General features: G+C 60.3%; 14 protein-coding genes. 9 read left to right on the top strand and 5 right to left on the bottom strand.

All coding sequences use genetic code 11. The features are described from left to right. Nucleotides 1–128: 128 nt before the first annotated feature. Both ABIN98_RS27620 and ABIN98_RS27615 read right to left on the bottom strand, forming a co-directional pair. Nucleotides 129–461 carry a TraR/DksA C4-type zinc finger protein gene (locus tag ABIN98_RS27620; RefSeq protein WP_346915249.1) on the bottom strand — a complete coding sequence of 111 codons (333 nt, stop codon included), beginning with the start codon at nucleotides 459–461 and terminating at the stop codon, nucleotides 129–131. A 67-nt stretch (nucleotides 462–528) separates the two neighbouring features. Then, nucleotides 529–1503, bottom strand: coding sequence for a cation diffusion facilitator family transporter (locus ABIN98_RS27615; protein ID WP_346915247.1), 975 nt, complete (start codon nucleotides 1501–1503; stop codon nucleotides 529–531). A gap of 129 nt (nucleotides 1504–1632) precedes the next feature. Here ABIN98_RS27615 and ABIN98_RS27610 point away from each other — a divergent pair, with 129 nt between their 5' ends. The 3 genes from ABIN98_RS27610 (at nucleotide 1633) to ABIN98_RS27600 (ending at nucleotide 6421) form a co-directional block, all read left to right on the top strand. After that, nucleotides 1633–2004 (top strand): hypothetical protein, encoded by a 372-nt coding sequence (locus ABIN98_RS27610; RefSeq protein WP_346915245.1) that lies wholly within the window; start codon nucleotides 1633–1635, stop codon nucleotides 2002–2004. 254 nt (nucleotides 2005–2258) lie between these two features. Continuing rightward, nucleotides 2259–3206 carry an efflux RND transporter periplasmic adaptor subunit gene (locus ABIN98_RS27605; RefSeq protein ID WP_346915243.1) on the top strand — a complete coding sequence of 316 codons (948 nt, stop codon included), beginning with the start codon at nucleotides 2259–2261 and terminating at the stop codon, nucleotides 3204–3206. Beyond that, on the top strand, nucleotides 3203–6421 hold the full coding sequence (locus ABIN98_RS27600) for an efflux RND transporter permease subunit (RefSeq protein WP_346915241.1): 3219 nt from the start codon (nucleotides 3203–3205) through the stop codon (nucleotides 6419–6421). Before ABIN98_RS27605 ends, ABIN98_RS27600 begins: the two co-directional genes overlap by 4 nt. Nucleotides 6422–6437: 16 nt before the next feature. On the opposite strand, the gene ABIN98_RS27595 is transcribed toward ABIN98_RS27600, so the two are convergent. Beyond that, nucleotides 6438–7070 carry a MarC family protein gene (locus ABIN98_RS27595; protein ID WP_346915239.1) on the bottom strand — a complete coding sequence of 211 codons (633 nt, stop codon included), beginning with the start codon at nucleotides 7068–7070 and terminating at the stop codon, nucleotides 6438–6440. Nucleotides 7071–7296: 226 nt separating this feature from the next. Between ABIN98_RS27595 and gyrA the strand changes: the two genes are divergently transcribed. Beyond that, entirely contained in the window at nucleotides 7297–10089 is a 2793-nt protein-coding gene (gene gyrA, locus ABIN98_RS27590; protein WP_346915237.1) for a DNA gyrase subunit A, read from the top strand. An 83-nt stretch (nucleotides 10090–10172) separates the two neighbouring features. Here the strand turns inward: gyrA and ABIN98_RS27585 are convergent, their stop codons facing one another. Continuing rightward, nucleotides 10173–10595: a phosphopantetheine adenylyltransferase gene (locus tag ABIN98_RS27585; protein ID WP_346915235.1), complete on the bottom strand. Its 423-nt coding sequence runs from the start codon at nucleotides 10593–10595 to the stop codon at nucleotides 10173–10175. Between the two features lie 220 nt (nucleotides 10596–10815). On the opposite strand from ABIN98_RS27585, the gene coaD reads away from it, so the two are divergent. The 5 genes from coaD (at nucleotide 10816) to tgt (ending at nucleotide 14856) form a co-directional block, all read left to right on the top strand. Next, the gene (coaD, locus tag ABIN98_RS27580) at nucleotides 10816–11313 is read left to right on the top strand and encodes a pantetheine-phosphate adenylyltransferase (RefSeq protein ID WP_394701638.1); all 498 of its coding nucleotides are present in this window, start codon (nucleotides 10816–10818) and stop codon (nucleotides 11311–11313) included. A gap of 103 nt (nucleotides 11314–11416) precedes the next feature. Beyond that, nucleotides 11417–11908, top strand: a complete 492-nt coding sequence (locus ABIN98_RS27575) for a peptidylprolyl isomerase (RefSeq protein ID WP_346915398.1) — start codon at nucleotides 11417–11419, stop codon at nucleotides 11906–11908. A 40-nt stretch (nucleotides 11909–11948) separates the two neighbouring features. After that, complete coding sequence (locus ABIN98_RS27570) at nucleotides 11949–12422, top strand: peptidylprolyl isomerase (protein WP_346915233.1); 474 nt, start codon at nucleotides 11949–11951, stop codon at nucleotides 12420–12422. Between the two features lie 176 nt (nucleotides 12423–12598). Next, the gene (gene queA, locus ABIN98_RS27565; RefSeq protein WP_346915231.1) at nucleotides 12599–13699 is read left to right on the top strand and encodes a tRNA preQ1(34) S-adenosylmethionine ribosyltransferase-isomerase QueA; all 1101 of its coding nucleotides are present in this window, start codon (nucleotides 12599–12601) and stop codon (nucleotides 13697–13699) included. 2 nt (nucleotides 13700–13701) lie between these two features. Further along, complete coding sequence (gene tgt / locus ABIN98_RS27560; RefSeq protein ID WP_346915229.1) at nucleotides 13702–14856, top strand: tRNA guanosine(34) transglycosylase Tgt; 1155 nt, start codon at nucleotides 13702–13704, stop codon at nucleotides 14854–14856. Between the two features lie 34 nt (nucleotides 14857–14890). Here the strand turns inward: tgt and ABIN98_RS27555 are convergent, their stop codons facing one another. Then, complete coding sequence (locus tag ABIN98_RS27555; RefSeq protein WP_346915227.1) at nucleotides 14891–15328, bottom strand: DUF4864 domain-containing protein; 438 nt, start codon at nucleotides 15326–15328, stop codon at nucleotides 14891–14893. Nucleotides 15329–15423 lie beyond the last annotated feature (95 nt).

Here is a 15423-nt window from a genome sequence, read left to right as displayed (position 1 = left end):
GTGAAAAACGGTCACCGTGAAGCAATATCAGCGGCGAAAAAAATATGATCCGAAATAGCGCGGACTGCACGCGGAAAATCAATCAATTTAATGTAACGAAATGTCAGCGCAACTGGCCGGCCGGATCATCAATTTGCGCAGGCGATGCAAAGGGCAGCGGCCGGGTCGATTTCCAGCCGTTTGGCAGCTATTTCTTCGCCGCATTCAAGGCAGTAGCCGTAATCGCCGTCATCGATCCGCTTCAGTGCCGCCTCGATCCGGACCAGGTCCGTTTTTCGCTGGCGTTCGGAGGCCTGCGCCATGGCCTGTCCCTGAAGGGCATCCATGCGGGACAGGCGTCCGACCGACTGCTGGTCGAGTTCAACAGTCGCCCGGGCGCCTTCCGACATCTCACTGAGCGCTTCGAGTTCCTGTTTCATCGCCAGAAGGCGCTTTCTGGCCGCTTTTTCAGCTTCGGTCATGGTGATCTTCCCTCGAAGCGCATCCTAACGGGTCGACCGCCGCCTTGAAACCTGGAAGCCTGAGGTCCTAGGCGTTGCCAGCCGGGGGCGAAACCTCGAGTTGCTCCAGTTCAGCCTTCAGCATTTCCTCGTGGTGTTCCCTGGCCTGAACTTCGATGAACAGGCGGGTCACGGATGGATTCTGCTTCTTGATCGCAATTTCCAGGGCGTAGATCGTATCTTCCACGGTGCCGACATTGACGCTGTCCTCGAAATCCAGCGACAGCGCCAGCAGAATATCCTGCGGCCCCCGGTGCAGGGTACGAATTTCGTTCAGTGAATGGACCGCCGGAGCGGCGGCGACGATCGACTTGATCGAGTTGACGATTTCGGAAGACGCGCCTTCGCCGATCAGCAGTCCCTTGGTTTCATAGGCAAGCAGGGCGGCCGTTCCGGCCAGGATCAGGCCGATGGTGATAGAGGCAGCGCCGTCGAGCCAGGGAAGGTTCAGGAACTGGGCTCCGAGCAGGCCGATGAAGGCGACGATCAAGCCGAGCATTGCTGCCGTATCCTCGAACAGCACTGTGAAAACGGTAGGATCTTTGGAGTCATGCATGGCCCGGGCAAAGCTCTTCGAGCCGCGGGCCTGGTTGAATTCCTTGTAGGCGATCCACCAGGCGCCTCCCTCGAAAACCATCGCGAGGGCGAGCACGATATAGGCGATATATGGGTCCGAGACGGGATGGGGATGGATGACCTTCTGAATGCCTTCATAGATCGACACTCCGGAACCGACCGCAAAAATCAGGATAGCGACCACGAAGGACCAGAAATAAAGTTCTGCCCCGTAGCCGAAGGGATGGCGCTTGTCTGCCGGTTGCTTGGATTTTTTAATACCGTAGAGCAGCAGACCTTGATTGCCTGTGTCCACCAGGGAGTGAATGCCTTCCGACAGCATGGCGGACGAGCCGGTATAGGCGGCGGCTGCGAACTTGGTAATTGCGATAAGCGTATTGCCTGCAAGAGCGGCGTAAATCACTTTTTTTGAGCCATGTCCGGCCATCAAATTGTCTCCGTAAGCGCTCAGGACGGCGATGAGGCCGTTTCGATGACAACGTCGTGAATCCTGATTCCGTTCCGTTATCGGTAAAAAAGCATGGCATCAGTTTCAAGACGAAGAAGGGAAAAGGCAATGCGGCAGATAATTGGAGCGGGGTTTTTGGCCCTGTCGGCAATTTTTGGAGCCACGCCGTCCGGTGCCAACGAAGTCAGCGTCGTCAAGGTGGAAGCAAACCGGTCTCCCGACGGAACCTGGCGTTTCGACGTCACCTTGCACCACGCGGACGAAGGCTGGGATCACTATGCCAATTTGTGGCGTATCGAGACGCCGGACGGCAAAATCCTCGGCGAAAGGATTTTGGCTCATCCCCATGTAAATGAACAGCCTTTTACCCGTTCATTGAGCGGTGTCCGCATTCCGGATAACCTTGATCAAGTCATCGTACGGGCGCGCGATTCCGTTCATGGTTTCGGACTGCGGGTGGTCTATCCTCTGCCAGAATGAGCATCGCGTTTTTGGGGAACAGAGCCGGATCGTGAAAAAAAATTGCTGTTTCTGAGTTAAATCAATGCGCTACGAAAGTTTCAATAATATGAAACTATATCTTGCGTGAACGTGTCCGGGTGTTTATCTGGGCAAAACGGCACAAGCGATCAGGAGTTGGTATGCGAAATGGCGATAGCAAACCGGCCGAAAGGCGCCGGTTTCGGGGGAAAATGACAAGGTTCGGAGCCTTGCTTGTCCTTGCGGTTGCTGGAATGAACAGCCTGGCGCTGGCCGAGGACCTCCTGGTCAAGCCCCAAACCGTGACCGACACCAAAACCGTTTACGGAACCGTGCAGGCCGCGGTCGATGTACCGGCCCGTGCGCGTATTTCCGGCACTTTGCAGGACCTTTCCGTTGACGACGGCAGTTACGTCAAGAAGGGCGAACAGATCGCTCAGATCGTCGATGAAAAGCTGACCCTGCAACGCCTCGCCCTGGATGCCAAGATCGCCGCGTCCAAGTCGAATGTCGATAATTACCAGCTCGAATATGATCGCGCCCAGAAACTGTTTGAACGCGGGACCATCGCCAAGTCCCGGATCGACCAGCTCGAAACCCAGCTGATCGTCGCACAGAACACGCTCAAGGCCGCAGAGGCCGAAAAGGCGGTCCTCGAACAGCAGATGACGGAAGGCAAGGTTCTTGCGCCGTCCTCCGGACGTGTCCTCGATGTGCCGGTAACGGCTGGGTCCTTCGTCATGGGCGGCGAGGTGATCGCAACCGTGGCCCAGGAAGGCTTTCTCTTGCGCATCGAGGTGCCTGAGCGCCACGCCCGGACCATGAAGGTCGGTGATGAGGTGATGCTCGGAGCCGAGCCGATGAAAGCCGATGGATCGTCCGCGGTCGGCCATATCGTAAAGGTCTACCCGAAGATCAGCCAGGGCAGGGTGGTCGCCGATGCCGAGGTGCCGGGTCTGGGCGACTTCTTTGTCGGTGAGCGTATCCAGGTCCGTATTGCGGTCGGCAAACGGCAGGCCATCATCGTTCCTGAGGAATACATCTCCACCCGTTTCGGGCTCGATTTCGTCAAGCTGGCCGCGGACGGCGGCGAAACGTTGGAGATCGTCGTGGAACTCGGCGACCGGCAGACCGTTGACGGCAAGCCCTACGTCGAAGTCTTGAGCGGCCTGAAAGACGGCGACAGGCTGGTGCAGCCATGAGGCTCGGTCTTTCCGGTGTTCTGACAAAGGCGTTCATCACCTCGCCGCTGACGCCGCTCCTGTTGTTTGCCGCCCTTGTGCTCGGTACGATTTCGCTGATCACCCTGCCGCGTGAGGAAGAGCCGCAGATCTCCGTGCCTATGGTCGATATTCTGGTGGAGGCCAACGGCCTCAAGGCGCCGGATGCGGTGAAGCTCGTGACCGAACCGCTCGAAACCATCGTCAAGGCGATCAACGGCGTGGAGCACGTCTACAGCCAGACGGTGGATGATCGGGTGATGGTGACCGCTCGCTTTTTTGTCGGGACGGATTCCGACGATGCGATCCTGCGGGTCCACGAAAAGATCAAGGCCAACATGGATCGGATCCCGTCGGGGATCCCAGAGCCGCTCGTTGTCGGCCGCGGCGTGGACGATGTCGCCATTGTCGTTGCGACCCTGACGCCAAAGCCGGAAGTAGCGAACCGCTGGAGCGACAAGAACCTCTATGCACTCGCCGACGAGGTCCGTACCGAGATTTCGCGGCTGGATGACGTCGGCCTGACCTACCTGATCGGCGGCAGTACCGAGATGGTCCGGGTCGAACCGGAGCCTGAAAAACTCTCTCTTTACGGCGTGACCCTGGATCAGCTGATCGGCAAGGTGCAGGCGGCGAACCGGTCGTTTATTGCCGGCGCCGTGCGCGATCAGGGCAAGAACCTGCCGGTCGTGGCCGGGCAGACCCTGACCGGCGTGCCGGATATCGGCCTGCTGCTTCTGACCACGCGTGACGGGCATCCGGTCTATGTGAAAGATGTCGCGAAGACCGTTATTGGCGCCAGGCAGTCGGAAGAACGGGCATGGCACATGCAGCGCCAGCAGGACGGTACCGTCAGCCGGCTGCCAGCCGTCGAGATCGCGGTCGCCAAGCGGGCCGGCGCCAACGCCGTGGTCATCGCCGAACAGGTTCTGGAACACCTTGAGGACCTGAAGGGCCGTTTGATCCCGGAGGACATCGAGGTTCACATCACTCGGGACTACGGCGAGACGGCCAACGAAAAGGCCAACGAACTCCTGTTCCACTTGGGGCTGGCGACCTTGTCCATCGTTATCCTGGTGGCGGTTGCCATCGGATGGCGGGACGGGATCGTCGTCCTGATCGTCATTCCGACCACGATCCTTCTGACCCTCTTTGCCGCCCAACTGATGGGCTACACCATCAACCGCGTCAGTCTGTTCGCGCTCATTTTCGCAATCGGCATCCTGGTCGACGATGCGATTGTCGTCATTGAAAACATTGCCCGGCATTGGGCGATGAAGGATGGCCGGTCAAGAATCCAGGCGGCGATCGAGGCCGTCGCGGAAGTCGGCAACCCGACGGTGGTGGCGACCCTGACCGTCGTTGCCGCGCTCCTGCCGATGATGTTCGTGTCCGGGCTGATGGGGCCTTACATGAGCCCGATCCCGGCAGTCGCTTCCGCAGCCATGCTGTTTTCCTTCTTCGTTGCGGTGGTCCTGACCCCGTGGCTCATGCTGAAAACGTCGGGCAACGCGCCCTTGCATGGGGATGGTCACGGCGAGGCAAGCGATGGCGGCGCCCTCGGCCGGGTCTATCGCGCCGTTGCGACTCCGATCCTGCGCACGAAGGCCGGGGCTTGGATCTTCCTGCTCCTGGTCGGTGTCGCGACGCTCGCCTCCATGGGGCTGATCTATTCCAAGGACGTGACGGTCAAGCTGCTGCCCTTCGACAACAAGTCGGAAATCCAGGTCGTTGCCGACTTCCCGGAAGGCACGGTTCTGGAAGACACGGACCGGGTTCTGACGCAAATCGGCAACGGCCTGTTCGATGTCCCCGAGATCGTTTCGATCCAGAGCCACGCCGGCACCGCGGCGCCGTTCAACTTCAACGGTCTGGTGCGCCATTATTTCCTGCGTGAAGCCCAAGAGCAGGGCGACCTTCAGGTCAATCTTCTGCCGAAGGGGGAGCGGGACCGGACCAGCCACGAAATCGCGCTTGAGATCCGCGAGCGGCTGAATGCCGTGAAGGTGCCGGAGGGAACCTCGCTCAAGGTGGTCGAAGTGCCGCCGGGACCGCCGGTGCTGGCAACGCTTCTGGCGGAAGTTTATGGGCCCACGCCGGAGGTCCGGCGGGCGGTTGCGGCGAATCTGGAACAGATTTTCAAGGAAGTCCCGTTCATCGTCGATGTCGACAACAGCTACGGCCAGCCGACCGAACGGGTCCGGATCTCCATCGATCAGGACAACCTGGAATACCACGGTGTTTCGGAAGCCGATGTCTACAACACCATCCAGAGCCTGCTCGGGACGACGGTCGTGGGCTATTCCCACCGCGGCGACGGCCGCCGGCCGGTGGAAATCGCGCTGGCCCTGCCCAAGGGCGAACGGGTGCTGTCCGAACGCCTGCTGTCAACGCCGGTGCCGGCCAATGCGATTCCGGGGAACCGGTCCGTCGTCGAACTTGGCGATGTCGTCCATCTGTCGCGTGAACCGTCCTCCTATCTGCGCTTCCGGCACAACGCGCGGCCGGTGGTCATGGTGATGGCGGATCTGGCCGGCGAATTCGAGGCGCCCGTCTACGGCATGCTGGCCGTGCAGGACAAGATCGACGCGACCGACTGGGGCGATCTGCCCAAGCCGGAGGTCATTCTGCACGGACAACCGATCAGCGATGCCCACACGGCCGTTCTGTGGGACGGCGAATGGGAAATCACCTGGGTGACCTTCCGCGACATGGGCGCCGCCTTCATGGTCGCCCTGCTTGGCATCTATTTCCTGGTGGTGGCGCAGTTCCGGTCGTTCCAGATACCGCTGGTGATCCTGACGCCGGTGCCGCTCACCCTGATCGGCATCATGATCGGCCATTGGCTGTTCCATGCGCCGTTCTCGGCGACGTCGATGATCGGCTTTATCGCGCTTGCCGGCATCATCGTGCGCAACTCGATCCTGCTGGTGGATTTCATCCGACACGCGCGGTCCGAGAACCGGGCCCTGAAGGATGTGCTGCTGGAGGCCGGCTCGATCCGTTTCAAGCCGATCCTGCTGACGGCGTTGGCCGCCATGATCGGCGCGGCCGTGATCCTGGCCGACCCGATTTTCCAGGGGCTTGCGATCTCGCTGCTCTTCGGCCTCGCGTCTTCAACGCTGCTGACCGTGCTGGTAATTCCGGCGATCTATGTTGTGCTGCGCGACGACGGCAAGCCGGTATCGAAACGGTAATCAGACGCCGGCGGCGTCATGTCCTGATGAAGGCCAGGACGCCGTCAGCGATGAACTGGACCGAAAGCGCGGCCAGAAGCACGCCGAGCAACCGGGTAATGACCAGTTGCGCCGTATCGCCCAGCAGGCGTTCGATCCGGTCTGCCAGCAGAAAAGCGAACAGGCAGCTGCCGAGGATAATGACAATGACAGCCGCCAGGCCAAGATAGGACAGGGTATCGGGCGCCTGTCCGCTCAAGAGGATCACCGCACTGATGGCCGCCGGTCCGGCGATCAGGGGGATTGCAAGCGGGAAGATAGCCACTTCGTGAAAGTCGGCGGGCGGGTGATGCTCGACCGCTTTCTCCGCCGTTTCCGTTTTGCGCTGCTGCCTTTTGCCGAAGACCATCTCGACCGCGATCAGAAACAGCAGGATTCCACCGGCGACCCGGAAGGCGGAGACGGAAATGCCAAGCACGTTGAGAACCGACTGACCGGCTACGAAAAACAGCAGGAAAATGAGGGCTGCGGTAACTGTGGCGCGGATGGCGACACGCTTGCGGTCGGCGGCCGAAAGCCCGGCGGTGACGCCCAGAAACATCGGGGCCAGTCCGACAGGATCAATGGTCACGAACAACGTGGCGAAGGCATTGATGAAGTAGTCGGTCATGCGCTGTTCCCGGCCAGTTTGAAGGGGGAAAATCGGTTGCTTTTGGCGCAATTCTGGCGCGTCTGGACAGCTGTTGCAGCAATCTATTTTTCCGCCTGTGAATTGTCGGTGCAAGCAATTGAAAACAAAGGAAGATTAGTTGGCGTGTTATGTGCCTGAAATTTGGCCGCCTATGTGGAATCGTATATAAACGGCAAAGCAATAACAACGATTAAGAGTTCCATCCTTGGCAGACCAGGATAACACCACCCCTTCCGGCGCGAGCCCGTCGGACATCAAACCGATCTCAATCGTCGATGAAATGAAGAGCAGCTATCTCGATTACGCCATGAGCGTGATCGTCAGCCGTGCTCTCCCAGATGTCCGCGACGGCCTCAAGCCCGTTCACCGCCGCATCCTGTTCTCCATGCACGAGAATGGCTACGAGTGGAACAAGCCCTACCGCAAGTCGGCCCGCGTGGTCGGTGACGTCATGGGTAAATATCACCCGCACGGCGACAGCGCGATCTACGATGCGCTGGTGCGTATGGCGCAGAACTTCTCCCTGCGTCTGCCGCTGATCGACGGGCAGGGCAACTTCGGCTCCGTCGACGGCGATCCGGCCGCGGCCATGCGCTATACCGAGTGCCGTCTGCAGAAGGTGGCCCACAAGCTCCTGGACGACATCGACAAGGACACGGTCAACTTCCAGGAAAACTACGACAACTCCGAAAGCGAGCCTGTCGTCCTGCCAGCGAAGTTCCCGAACCTCCTGGTCAACGGCGCCGGCGGTATCGCCGTCGGTATGGCGACGAACATTCCGCCGCACAATCTGGGCGAAGTCATCGACGCTGCGATCGCGATCATGGAAAACCCGGCGCTGTCGCTGGAAGAACTGATGCAGATCGTGCCGGGTCCGGATTTCCCGACCGGCGCCATGATCCTCGGGCGCTCCGGCATCCGTTCTGCTTACGAGACGGGCCGCGGCTCGGTCGTCATGCGGGCCAAGGTCGATGTGGAAGAGGTTCGCAAGGACCGTTGGGCGCTGATCGTCTCCGAGATCCCGTATCAGGTGAACAAGTCCACGATGATCGAGAAGATCGCCGAAATGGTGCGCGACAAGCGCATCGAGGGCATCTCCGATATCCGGGACGAGAGCGACCGCTCCGGCATGCGCGTCGTGATCGAATTGAAGCGCGATGCGGTTGCCGATGTGGTCCTCAACCAGCTCTACCGCTTCTCCCAGCTGCAGACGTCTTTCGGCTGCAACATGGTCGCGCTCAACGGCGGCAAGCCGGAGCTGATGATCCTCTCGGATATGCTCAAGGCATTTGTGAGCTTCCGCGAAGAAGTCATTGGCAGAAGAACGCGTTTCCTTCTGAAGAAAGCGCGTGACCGGGCCCATATCTTGGTCGGCCTGGGCATTGCCGTTGCCAATATCGACGAGGTCATCAAGCTGATCCGCAGCGCGCCCGATCCGGCGACCGCCCGCCGCCAGCTTATGGAGCGGAACTGGCCGGCGCAGGACGTGGAAGCCCTGATCCGGCTGATCGACGATCCGCGCCATATGGTGCAGGAAGACGGTACCTACAAGCTCTCCGAGGAACAGGCCCGGGCCATTCTCGATCTGCGCTTGCAGCGCCTGACGGCCATGGGTCGCGACGAAATCGAGGACGAGCTGAACAAGATCGGCGCGGAGATCGCCGATTATCTGGACATTCTGCGTTCGCGCGCCCGGATCCAGGAAATCGTCCGCACCGAAATGCTGGAGATCAAGGACGAGTTCGCAACACCGCGGCGGACCGAGATCACCGAAGGCGGGGCGGATTTCGATGACGAGGACCTGATCCAGCGCGAGGACATGGTCGTGACCGTGTCGCACGAGGGCTATATCAAGCGCGTCCCGCTGGCCACTTACCGCGCGCAGCGTCGTGGCGGCAAAGGCCGTTCCGGCATGTCGACGAAGGACGAGGATTTCGTAACCCGCCTGTTCGTCGCCAACACCCACACGCCGGTGCTGTTCTTCTCCTCACGCGGCATTGCCTACAAGATGAAGGTCTGGCGTCTGCCGCTAGGTGGACCGACCGCGCGTGGCAAGGCGCTGGTCAACATGCTGCCGTTGGAGCAGGGCGAACAGATCTCCTCAATCATGCCCTTGCCGGAAGATGAGGACAGCTGGGCAAACCTCGACGTCATGTTCGCGACCGTCCGCGGCACGGTGAGACGCAACAAGCTCTCCGACTTCGTCCAGATCAACCGAAACGGCAAGATCGCGATGAAGCTGGAGGACGGCGACGGGATCGTCGGCGTGGAGACGTGTTCGGAACATTCCGACGTCATGCTGACGACGGCTTCGGGCCAGTGCATCCGCTTCCCCGTGACCGATGTACGTGTCTTTGCAGGCCGGAATTCGGTCGGCGTGCGCGGCATTCGGCTTGCCGACGAGGACCGGGTCATATCCATGCAGATCCTGCATCATATCGATGTGACCGCGGAAGAACGGGCCGCTTACCTGAAAATGTCGCGCGCCTTGCGCGGCGAGACGGAGGAAAGCGGCAACGGTCATGACGAGGAAGATGTCGTTGCCGGCGAACTCGCCCAGGACCGCTATGCGGAGATGGGCGCTGCCGAGCAGATCATCCTGACCATTTCCGAAAAGGGGTACGGTAAGCGGACGTCCTCCTTCGAATACCGGGTGACGGGCCGTGGCGGCAAGGGCATCACGGCCATGGCCGTCAACGCCCGTAACGGCGACCTGACCGCATCCTTCCCGGTCGAGGACACCGATCAGATCATGCTGGTGACCAATGGTGGCCAGTTGATCCGGTGCCCGGTCGACGGCATCCGTATCGCCGGTCGCGCCACACAGGGTGTGACGGTGTTCAAGACGGCAAAGGACGAACAGGTCGTCGCCGTCGAACGGATCAGCGAAGTGGACGAGGAAGAAGAGATCGAAGGTGAAGGCGGTGAAACCGGATCCGATACCGGATCCGACACTGGGGAAACCCCTCCGGAGGCTCCGGAAGGCGACGCCGAATAATCTCTGATCGGTGACTGCGAACAAAAACAGCGGCCAGGCATTGCCTGAGCCGCTGTTTTTTGAAGGGGAGTGGTCTGGTGCGGTCAGTTCGTCGCCGGATAGCGGGCCAGGATCGTTTCATTGACCGTCTTCGACGGCTGCTCAACCGTGACGTAGCCGACATTGCGAACCGAGGACGAACCCGTCAGGGCAGCGGTACAATCCGTGCTCCAGGCACCCCATGCCTGCCCCTCGCAGGAGGCCGGAAGGGTCGCTTTCGAACGGTCGGACTTGGTGGCTTCCAGCCCCTGGACCATGCCCATATCGGCGGCCCGTGCGGGTGTGAAGGATTCCGCGGGCTGCAGCGTGACAAAACCTGCGATCAGAACCGCCAGCAAAGCCAGACCCAGAATGCCGGCAATCTGCGCGGCGCCAGCCGGGTAGGCGGCGGTCTTGTTTGACTGAAACACGTCCTTGCCGAATTTCTGCAAGAACAGGTCCGAAGTGGCTTTCTGATATGTGGACATTTGCGTTACTCCCTGCGCGTCTGTTGTCCATCCCTATGAGAACCACTATCTGCGGGATCGGCTTCTTGTGCCGTGACGCTTGTCACACTTTTAAAGCTTTTGTCTTTAAATCCGCTGAATCCTCATTGGCAGTTCTTACGGATCTTGTTCACTTCCCTGTTTCAGAGGAGGTCGAGGGGGGCGCTTGTAGGTTCGGCGCAGGCAGAGTATGGAAGGGCCTATGATACGAACAGCGCTCTATCCCGGGTCGTTTGATCCGGTCACCAATGGTCATATGGACATCCTGCGTCAGGCCCTTGCGCTTGCCGACAAAGTGATTGTGGCCATCGGTATTCACCCAGGCAAAGCACCGCTTTTCAGTTTCGATGAGCGCGTCGGGATGATCTACACCTGCGCGCAGGAAGCCTTCGGCGCGGACGACGCAGCCCGTATCGAGGTCAAGGCATTCTCCAATCTGGTGATCGATTTCGCACGCGAAAACGGCGCCCAGTTCCTTGTCCGCGGCCTGCGCGACGGCACGGATCTGGACTATGAAATGCAGATGGCCGGAATGAACGGAACGCTCGCGCCGGAAATCAGAACCGTGTTCCTGCCCGCATCTCCCAACGTCCGTCATATCACGGCCACGCTTGTGCGGCAGATCGCAAAGATGGGGGGTGACAGCTCGGCCTTTGTCCCGGGAAGCGTCGCGGAACCCTTGAAGCTCAGAACCAGCTGACCGTCAGTCTGAAACACCTGGCGGCTGACGCCAGATAACCCGATCGGAGGACCCTGTGTCACGATTTCTAACCATCTTTGCGGTGATCGCGTCGATCCTGTTTATGCCCGCATTGGCCGGAGCGTCTGATCTTGATCCGGAAAACACGCTTTACCTCGATCTGAAGGACGGCCGGGTAACGATCCGTCTGCGCCCGGATCTGGCGCCAAAGCACGTGGAACGCATCAAGACGCTGACCCGTGACGGTTTCTACGATGGCATTGTCTTCCACCGCGTGATCGACGGTTTCATGGCCCAGAGCGGCGATCCGACCGGCACCGGTACCGGAGGCTCTGACCTTCCCGACCTGCCGGCGGAATTTTCCGACGCGCCGTTCCAGCGCGGGGTCATTGGCATGGCGCGGACGTCGGATCCCAACAGCGCCAATTCCCAGTTCTTCATCATGTTTGACGATGCACCGCATCTGAACGGCCAGTACACGGTCTGGGGCGATGTAGTCGATGGCATGGAATTCGTCGACAAGATCGTGAAAGGCCAGCCGCCCGCGCATCCCGACAAGATCATCAAGATGCAGGTGGCAGCCGACGCCGGCTGACCTGTAGTCCAAATCGAATAGAAATAACGGAGAAAATGAAATGGCCGATATCAAGGACGCCGAGAATACCCTTCTGATGGAAACCACCCAGGGCCCGATCATCATCGAGATGAAGCCGGACCTGGCGCCGACCCACGTGGCCCGCATCAAGGAACTGGTTCGCGACGGCTTTTACGACGGCATCGTCTTTCACCGCGTGATCGATGGCTTCATGGCCCAGACAGGCTGTCCGCAAGGCACCGGAACAGGCGGTTCCGGCCAGAAGCTGAAGGCGGAATTCTCCAACGAAAAGCACAAGCGTGGCACCTGTTCCATGGCCCGTGCCATGGACCCGAATTCCGGCGACAGCCAGTTCTTCATCTGCTTCACCGATGCACCGTGGCTCGATGGCCAGTACACGGTTTGGGGCGAAGTGATCGAAGGCATGGACAACGTCGACAAGATCAAGCGCGGCGAACCGGTTCAGAACCCGGACAAGATCGTTTCGATCAAGGTTGCGGCCGACGCTGCCTAAGTGAACTGTTGAATTGATGAGAGCAGCGCGGTGCCCGGCATCGCGCTGCTTTCTTTTGGCCGGACCGTTGAACCGATGACGGTTGATAAATGTCCGTCTGGCAGTTATCAGCACGGCTCCTTGCTTTTCTTTGTAAACCCCATCAGGGATGCCGGTGCGAACCGGACCGACGACGGATGCGCGTAGACCAGTTTGACTTCGACCTGCCGAACGAGCGGATTGCCCTCAGGCCCGCCCGGCCGCGTGATGCTGCGCGTATGCTGGTGGTCCGTCCGGAAGCCGAGCCTGAACTGAGCGATGCGGGCGTGCGGGATCTTGCGTCCTGCCTGGAACCCGGTGATGCCCTTGTCTTCAACGATACGAAAGTGATCCCGGCTCAGCTGGAGGGGACCAGAGCCCGCGGTGAGGCGGTCGCCAAAATCGGCGCGACGCTTCATTTACGGTCCGGCCCTGATCGCTGGCGGGCGTTCGTCCGTCCGGCCAAGAAACTCGCCGTCGGCGATCGGATCCGTTTCGGCGGTGAGGGGGAGGCCTGTCTGCTGGGAACCCTGGACGCGACGGTAGCCGAAAAAGGCGAGGCCGGGGAAGTCCTTCTGGTGTTCGACTTGTCGGGACCGAGCCTCGATGAAGCGATTGCCGCCGTCGGCCATATTCCCCTGCCGCCCTATATCGCCGCCAAGCGCGGGGAAGACGAGCAGGACAGGCTCGATTACCAGACGATCTTTGCCGAAAAAGAAGGCGCGGTTGCAGCCCCGACCGCCGGTTTGCACTTCACGCCAGAGCTGCTGGAAAGCCTGACTGCGCACGGGATCGAACAGCATCGGGTGACGCTTCATGTCGGCGCGGGCACCTTCCTGCCGGTCAAGAGCGAGACCACCGAAGACCACCGGATGCATGCCGAATATGGCGAGGTGTCTGCCGAGACGGCCGATGCGCTCCAAGCGGTAAGGGCGCGTGGCAACAAGGTCGTCAGCGTCGGGACCACATCCCTGCGGATCCTGGAGAGCGCGGCGCAGGAGCCGGGCGGCCTGTGTGCATTCGCGGGCGAAACATCGATTTTCATCACGCCGGGCTATAAGTTCCGGGCGGTCGATGTGTTGATGACCAACTTCCACCTGCCGCGCTCGACGTTGTTCATGCTGGTGTCGGCCTTTTCCGGCCTTGAAACCATGCAGCGGGCCTATGCCCATGCGATTGCAGCAGAATACCGTTTTTACAGCTACGGCGATGCCTGTCTGCTGTTTCCCACCAGCGGCGCGGTCGAAAAGGACTTATGACAATGTCGGCGAGCACCGGAAACCGATTTTCCTTCAAGCTTCTGAAGACCGATGGCCTCGCCCGGCGGGGTGAAATCACGACACCGCACGGGCTCGTGCGCACGCCCGCCTTCATGCCGGTGGGCACCCAGGCCACCGTCAAGGCCATGTATCCGGACCAGGTTCGGGACCTCGGCTCGGACGTGGTGCTCGGCAATACCTATCACCTGATGCTGCGCCCGACCGCGGAACGGGTTCACCGCCTGGGCGGTCTGCACAAATTCATGAACTGGCCGCACACCATCCTGACCGACAGTGGCGGCTTCCAGGTCATGTCGCTTGCCCAGTTGCGCAAGCTGGACGAAACCGGTGTCCGGTTCCAGAGCCACATCGACGGCCAGAAGTATCATCTGACGCCGGAACGGTCCGTGGAAATCCAGGGCCTGCTAGGATCCGATATCCAGATGCAGCTTGATGAGTGTATCCGCCTGCCGGCCCCGCGGGAGGAAGTCGAACGCGCCATGGAACTGTCGCTCCGTTGGGCGGAGCGGTCGCGTGCTCAGTTCGAAACGATGGATGGCCCGGCAAAGGGGCAGGGGCTTTACGGCATTGTCCAGGGCGGTGACGTGGAGGACCTGCGTATCCGGTCCGCCCAAGAACTGTCGAAAATGCCGTTCGAGGGGTACTCGGTCGGTGGCCTCGCCGTCGGCGAGCCCCAGGACGTCATGCTGCGGATGCTCGACATCACCAACCCGGGCCTTCCGGTCGACAAGCCGCGTTACCTGATGGGAGTGGGCACGCCCGACGATATTCTGGAAAGTGTGGCGCGCGGTATCGATCAGTTCGATTGCGTCATGCCGACCCGTGCCGGCCGCCACGGCCTGGCCTATACCCGTTTCGGCAAGGTGAACCTGAAGAACGCCCGCCATGCCGACGACCCGCGTCCGCTCGACGAAGCCAGCGAATGCCCGGCAACCAGCACCTATTCACGGGCTTACCTGCATCACCTCGTTCGCGCGGGCGAGGGTCTGGCGGGCATGCTGCTCACCTGGAACAACCTGGCCTATTACCAGTCGCTGATGCAGGGCATGCGCGACGCCATCGATGCGGGAACCTTCGAAGACTTCCGCCTCAAGACCAAGGAAGATTGGGAGCGCGGCGATCTCGCCCCGCTCTGAAGCCCAGAACGGGTAGATCCTTTCGGCTTGGCTGTTAAGCCGGATAACCGCTGGACTTGGTCAGATAGCAGCCGGAAATCCGCCAGCTCCCGTCTTCCTGCTGTTCGAAACTGTAGAGCGCGAGCCAGTCTTCGCCGTCCGGGTCGGTGAGATAGACTTCCTGGACCGGGCCCTTGCTGGTCACCTTGGACGTTCCGAAGGTGATGTCCCTGGGACTGTAAACCGGGCGATAGCCCCGCTTGACCGCATCCAGGTAGATTGCAGGCGTCTGAAAGCGCTGCTGAAGCGCCGACGTCGCATAGGAGAAGGCGGTATTCGCATCTCCGGCCGCGAATGCCTTCATCTGGTCCTTGATGATTTTATGAAAGACGGCGCCGTCCGGCGGGGCAGCTTGCGCTTCGGCCGGCGTACGGCCGGAGAAGAGTATTGCTGCGAAAACAACCCAAACACTGACAAAGACTGAAACCCGCATGACCGGACCTTCCTTGTTGTTGGTATTTTGTCAGTATAGGTGAGATTCGGAAATCCGCATCGTTGTAAAATTATGCAAGTTGCTCAAAACGCGGC

This window comes from uncultured Roseibium sp. (genome assembly GCF_963675095.2).
Lineage (GTDB): Bacteria > Pseudomonadota > Alphaproteobacteria > Rhizobiales > Stappiaceae > Roseibium.
This window is presented reverse-complemented; position numbering and strand designations above follow the sequence as displayed.